Consider the following 5,749-nt stretch of genomic DNA (forward strand, 5'->3'; position numbering starts at 1 on the left):
GCCACGTTGTTCTCCAGTCGGAAGGACAGCAGCACGGCTTTCTTGATCCACTGGTTGACGATCCAGGCGCCATTCTCTTTCTGCGCCACGCGCAGGGAGCCGGCGTCCAGGCCAGCCAGCACGTGGCTGACGGCGTCGCGGATTTCGGCGGAAGCGTTGGACGGATTCAGTTCGGCGCGGTTGTCCCACGCGGATTCGATAATTTGCTGGATGCTCATGGTGGTCTTTACTTATTCAGGTTTTTGCAAAATTGGACGATGCGGCGCGCCGCTTCCAGCCCTTCCGAGGCCTCGGCAACCAGCGCCATGCGGATGCGGTTGCGGCCAGGGTTGATGCCGTGGGCGTCGCGCGCCAGGAATGAACCCGGCAGGACGGTCACATTATATTCGGCGTGCAGGCGCTGGGCGAATTCCGTATCGGACAAGCCGGTGCGGCTCACGTCAGCCCACAGATAGAAGCCTGCGTCGGGCAGCGCCACGTCCATCACTTCCTGCAGCAGGGGTGTGATGGCGGCGAACTTGGCGCGGTATTCGGCACGGTTGGCTTCGACGTGGGTTTCGTCGTTCCAGGCCGCCACCGACGCAGCCTGCACGACAGGGCTCATGGCGCTGCCGTGGTAGGTGCGGTACAACAGGAATTTTTTGAGCACGTCCGCATCGCCCGCCACGAAGCCGGAGCGCATGCCCGGCACGTTGGAGCGCTTGGACAGGCTGGAAAACACCACCAGGCGCGCATAAGGCTTGCCGGCGGTGTTGAGGCCCAGCTTGTGCGCGGCTTCCATGGCGCCCAGCGGCGGCTCGTCGCCGTGGTAGATTTCGGAATAGCACTCGTCGGCCGCGATAATGAAGCCGTGGCGTTCGGACAGGGCGAACAGATTCTCCCAGTCGGTCAGCGTCAGCACGGCGCCGGTAGGATTGCCCGGCGAGCAGAGGTAGAGCAGGCGCACGCGCTTCCACACTTCTTCCGGCACGCTGTCGTAATCGCAGGCGAAATTGCGTGACGGGTCGGAGTTGACGAAGTAGGGCTCAGYGCCCGCCAGATAGGCCGCGCCTTCATAAATCTGGTAGAACGGATTCGGGCTCATGACCAGCTGGCCCGAGTCCGGCGTGATCACGGTTTGCGCCAGTGCGAACAGGGCCTCGCGCGAACCGTTCACCGGCAGCACTTGCGTGGCCGGATCAAGCGCAGGGAGGCCGTAACGGCGCTCCAGCCAGCCGGCAATCGCCTTGCGCAGCGCTTCCGAACCAATGGTGGTCGGATAGTTCGCCAGGCCCCCGATATGCTCGATCAAGGCTTGCTGAATGAAGGGCGGCGTCGGATGTTTCGGTTCGCCCATGCCAAGGCTGATGGCCGGGTAGTCCTGGTTTGGCGTCACGGACGCAAACAGTTGGCGCAGCTTTTCAAACGGATAGGGTTGGAGCTTGTCGAGGTGAGGGTTCACGGCAGGTCGTCATGTTGCGGGAATCGGAACCACCCATTATAGCCTCAGAGTGAGGCCACAGTGGGCGTTGCTGCAATAATGACAAGGCGCTATTATCGTCTTCACCCCCTTGAGGAGGATCTATGCCGGCCGTGCTTACCGATCCCGATGTGCTCCTGCGCGACGCTGCCGTGACCCGCCGCGTGGGCCAGCAGCGCCTGGCCGCGGGCCTGGTGCAGGGCGCGCTGTTGTATTTCCTCTATCATTCGCTGCGCAACAAGGGCTGGCCTGCCAGCGCGCCGATGCTGTTTTATCCGCTGGTGCTGCTGTCGCTGATTGTTCCCATCCTGCTGATTTCCGCGCTGGGCCATCTGACGCGGCGCCAGCTGATTGTGTGGCTGCTGGCCGCCGGCGCCGTAATCGTCGTATTCGGCGTGAACGACGCGTGGCGCCTTGCCGCAGCGGCGCCGCCGGATGCGCCGCGCCAGTCTTCCTTTTTCGTGCTGATCTTCAGCGTTGGGTTTTTCTACATCGCTCACAGCATGGTGCTGGCGGGCGCGCAGGACGGCCGCCGCATCGCACGCTACACCACCTATTTTGAAAGCGCATGGAAGTTGTTTATACAGCTTTCGTTCTCGGGATTTTTCGTGCTCGCATTCTGGGGCGTGCTGTGGCTGGGCGCCATCATGTTCCAGTTGCTGGAGCTGAAATTCCTGCGCCAGTTGCTGGAGGAACCGTGGTTTTCCGTGCCCGCGACCTGTTTCGCCTTTTCCTGCGCCATGCACGTGACGGATGTGCGTCCCGCCATCGTGCGCGGCATCCGCACGCTGCTGCTGGTGTTGATGGCCTGGATTCTGCCGGTGGCGTCGCTGTTGTCGCTGGGCTTCCTCGCCAGCCTGCCGTTCACGGGACTGGAAGTGCTGTGGAAAACGCGCCACGCAACGGCGGTGCTGTTGTCCACCAGCGCGATGCTGGTGGTGCTGGTGAATGCGGCCTTCCAGACCGGGGACGGCTTGCCGGGCGTGGCGCGCACGGTGCGTATGTCCGCGCGCGTATCCTGCGTGCTGCTGTTGCCGCTGACGGCCCTCGGTATTCATGCGCTCGGCCTGCGCGTGGCGGACTACGGCTGGACGCCCGACCGCGTGATCGCCGCATCCTGCCTGCTGGTGGCGGTCTGCTATGCCGTGGGTTACGCCTGGGCGGCGCTGCGCAAGGGCGCCTGGTTACAGCCGGTGCGCGAGGTGAATATCTGTGCGGCCTTGCTGGTGCTGGCCGTATTGCTAGGCCTGTTCACGCCGATTGCCGATCCGGCGCGCATTTCCGTGTCCAGCCAGTTGGCGCGGCTGGAGCAGGGCAGGACTCCGCTCGATCAGTTCGACTTTGCCTTCCTGCGCTTCCAGGGCGAGCGCTATGGACTGGCAGCCTTGCACAAGCTGGCTTCCAGCACCGACAGCGCCTTGCGGGCGAAAGCGGAGCAGGCCATGAGCTTGCGTTTCACCGGCGATCTGCGTTCGACGCCGGGGCTRGATATCGCCGCCAATATCCGCGTGTGGCCGAAAGAGGCCCATTTGCCCGAGGGTTTTCCGCTGCGCGACTGGAACCTGAACCGCGCCGGCCCGCGCCTGCCGCTATGTCTGACCAAGCCGGATCGCATCTGCGATGCCTTCATGGTCGATATCGACGGCGATGGCCGCACCGAAGTGCTGCTGGTTGGGGAAGAGAGTTTCATCGGCGCCGTGCTGCTGGCCGAAAGTGAGGATCATCGCTGGGATGTGCTGGCCCGCGTGCCTTACGATGTGGYAGGCTGCGAGCCTTTGCTGGCGAAGCTGAAGGCAGGGGAGTATTCGCTGGTGCCGCCGCGCATGCGCGAGATCGAGGTCGGTGGCCAGCGTGTGGCGCTGCAACGGGAATCGTCTATCCCGTTGCAGCCGGGCGCTTGTGCGGGACTCAGCGCCGCTACTTCGCCTTGACCAGGCGCACGTGTTTGTCCAGTTCCACGAAGGACGGGCGCTCGGTCGCGGATATCACCTTGCGGCCAAATTCCACGGCCAGGGCGGGCGAGTAGCCGTTCAGGCTTGCCAGCAGCGTCACCTTCACGCACTGGTACATCTTCACTGTTTCGTGATGCTTGCGCTTCAGCAGGCTGGCCAGCGGACCAACGAAGCCATACGCAATCAGGATGCCGAGGAAGGTGCCGACCAGCGCACTGGCGATCAGGATGCCCAGTTCCGCCGGCGGCAGGCCCACGGAGCCCATGGTGTGCACCACGCCCACCACCGCGGCCACGATGCCGAAAGCCGGCATCGCCTCGGCCATCTGCTGGATGGTATGAATCGGGATCTCGGCATCCTCGTTATGCGTKTCGATCTCGTTGTCCATCAGRTTCTCGATCTGGAAGGCRTCCATATTCCCSGACACCATCARGCGCAGGTARTCGGTCATGAACTCCAGCAGGTGATGGTCGTGCAGGATGCGCGGATACTTGGTGAAGATCGGACTCTGATGCGGTTCGTCGACGTCGCCCTCGATGGTCATCAGRCCTTCCTTGCGCACCTTGGACAGCAGCTCGAACATCAGCGACATCAGCTCCATGTAAAGCGACTTGGTATGGCGCGAAGTCTGGAACAGGCCAGGGATAGCGGCCAGCGTTGCGGCGATAGCCTTCTTGTCGTTGGCGACAAAGAAAGCGCCGGTGGCAGCGCCGCCGATGATCAGCAGCTCGGTAGGCTGAAACAGCGCGGCCAGATGGCCACCTTGCAGCGCATAGCCGCCCAGTACGGAAGCAACCACCACGATATATCCGACAATGACGAACACGGGACTCTCCTAAAATGATGCCACTTGGCAACATTTTAACCCGGTTTTCATTTCTTCTAAGAAATTTGCTCAAGAAGTGTGCACATGCGCCGCCAGTGCGAGCCTTTCCAGAACACGCCGTGGCAGCAGTCGCAAGTCAGGAACTCGTCTTGTGTCGCGCGCACGGATGGCGGCAGCTTGTCCCATGCCGCAACCTTATCGATTGTGCGCAGCGGCTGATTGCAGCTCAGGCACAGGGTGAATGGCTTGGCGCTGGCGGCCAGGTCAAGGCGCTGGAACAGCTCCGCCAGCTGGGGCGCGGGCTTCAGCGCCCGCACATAGCAGCCGTGCGTCACGCCTGAGCGCTTCAGCAAGTCGCGGTCGCGGGTGAGCGCGACGCGGTGCTCGTTCTTGGATAGCGCCTCAACCTCGCTGTCGTCAATGGCATTGTCGTAAAGCGTATCGAAGCCCGCCATGCGCAGCAGGCGCGCCAGGCCGCCGAGGTGGGCATCCGCCACGAAGCGCAGCTCGCGCATGGGTTGCTCGCGCACGCGCAGCAGCGGCTTGATGTCGAAGGTTTCGAATTTGGGATAGACGGCTACACGGTCGCCGTCCTGCAGGATCTGGTGAAAGTCGGTCGATATGCCATTCACTAGAATCAGTTCCACTTCCGTATGCGGTACGCCCAGTGCTTCGATCATGTGCTTGGTGGTGGCGGCGCGCGCGCACTCGCAACTGAATTCCACCTTGCGCCGCTGGCGGGGCAGGAAATCGTTGAGTTCCTCGTAAAAGCGGAAGGTGGCCATGACCATACGGATTATTTTACGCGGCCTGTCGATCCGTGCGCCGTCCGTTCGTCGTAGAGTTACCATCACCCCACTTTTGACGGAGGAAACCATGCAGAAAATCACGCCATGCCTTTGGTTCGACAACCAGGCCGAGGAAGCCGCGAAGTTCTACACGAGCATCTTCAAGGACAGCAAGACCACCCGCACCAGCTACTACGGTGAGGCAGGCCACGAGCAGCACGGCCAGAAAGCGGGCACCGTGCTGGTCGTCGAAATCGACATCAAGGGCCAGCCCATCACCTTGCTGAATGGGGGGCCGGTCTTCAAGTTCAATGAAGCCGTATCGCTGCAAGTGCCATGCGATTCGCAGGAGGAGATCGACTACTACTGGGACAAGCTGGCCGAAGGCGGCGCCCACAGCGAGTGCGGCTGGCTGAAGGACAAATACGGCCTGTCCTGGCAAGTCTTCCCGGCCGCGATCATGGACATGCTGAGCGACTCCAATCGCGCCAAATCCCAGGCCGCTATGGCAGCGATGATGAAGATGAAGAAAATGGACCTCGCCACGCTGCGCAAGGCCTACAACGAAGCCTAGGCCAGCAGCTCTTTCAGAAATTCGCTGAATAGTTTCACCTTAGTGGAGGTGGCGCGACCGCCGGGATAGACGGCGTGCACCTCCACTGGTTCCGGCGCAAAGTCCGGCATTACCGCCAGCAGCCTTCCGGATGCCAGCTCGTCTGCGCAA

General features: G+C 62.2%; 5 protein-coding genes and 1 pseudogene. 2 read left to right on the plus strand and 4 right to left on the minus strand.

What is annotated here, in order from left to right; translation table 11 throughout:
• A pseudogene (locus AB4Z11_RS20670) lies at nucleotides 1–218 on the minus strand (2,3,4,5-tetrahydropyridine-2,6-dicarboxylate N-succinyltransferase); the annotation flags it as partial.
• Nucleotides 219–226: 8 nt separating this feature from the next.
• On the minus strand, nucleotides 227–1,441 hold the full coding sequence (dapC, locus tag AB4Z11_RS20675; protein WP_442027353.1) for a succinyldiaminopimelate transaminase: 1,215 nt from the start codon (nucleotides 1,439–1,441) through the stop codon (nucleotides 227–229).
• Nucleotides 1,442–1,563: 122 nt separating this feature from the next.
• Here dapC and AB4Z11_RS20680 point away from each other — a divergent pair, with 122 nt between their 5' ends.
• Nucleotides 1,564–3,390, plus strand: coding sequence for a DUF4153 domain-containing protein (locus tag AB4Z11_RS20680; protein ID WP_442027354.1), 1,827 nt, complete (start codon nucleotides 1,564–1,566; stop codon nucleotides 3,388–3,390).
• Here the strand turns inward: AB4Z11_RS20680 and motA are convergent.
• Both motA and AB4Z11_RS20690 read right to left on the minus strand, forming a co-directional pair.
• Complete coding sequence (motA, locus tag AB4Z11_RS20685; protein WP_442027356.1) at nucleotides 3,377–4,237, minus strand: flagellar motor stator protein MotA; 861 nt, start codon at nucleotides 4,235–4,237, stop codon at nucleotides 3,377–3,379. The genes AB4Z11_RS20680 and motA overlap by 14 nt on opposite strands.
• A gap of 56 nt (nucleotides 4,238–4,293) precedes the next feature.
• Complete coding sequence (locus AB4Z11_RS20690; protein ID WP_442027358.1) at nucleotides 4,294–5,028, minus strand: Mut7-C RNAse domain-containing protein; 735 nt, start codon at nucleotides 5,026–5,028, stop codon at nucleotides 4,294–4,296.
• 85 nt (nucleotides 5,029–5,113) lie between these two features.
• Here AB4Z11_RS20690 and AB4Z11_RS20695 point away from each other — a divergent pair, with 85 nt between their 5' ends.
• A complete protein-coding gene (locus tag AB4Z11_RS20695) occupies nucleotides 5,114–5,599 on the plus strand; it encodes a VOC family protein (protein WP_442027360.1) in 486 nt (161 codons plus the stop codon).
• Nucleotides 5,600–5,749: the final 150 nt, after the last annotated feature.

It is taken from the genome of Pseudoduganella sp. RAF53_2 (genome assembly GCF_052113985.1).
Classification (GTDB): domain Bacteria; phylum Pseudomonadota; class Gammaproteobacteria; order Burkholderiales; family Burkholderiaceae_D; genus Rugamonas.

Coding starts and splice junctions, on each gene's coding strand:
- AB4Z11_RS20690 (WP_442027358.1), bottom strand. CDS start 5,028: ATGGTCATGGCCACCTTCCGCTTTTACGAGGAACTCAACGATTTCCTG.
- AB4Z11_RS20695 (WP_442027360.1), top strand. CDS start 5,114: ATGCAGAAAATCACGCCATGCCTTTGGTTCGACAACCAGGCCGAGGAA.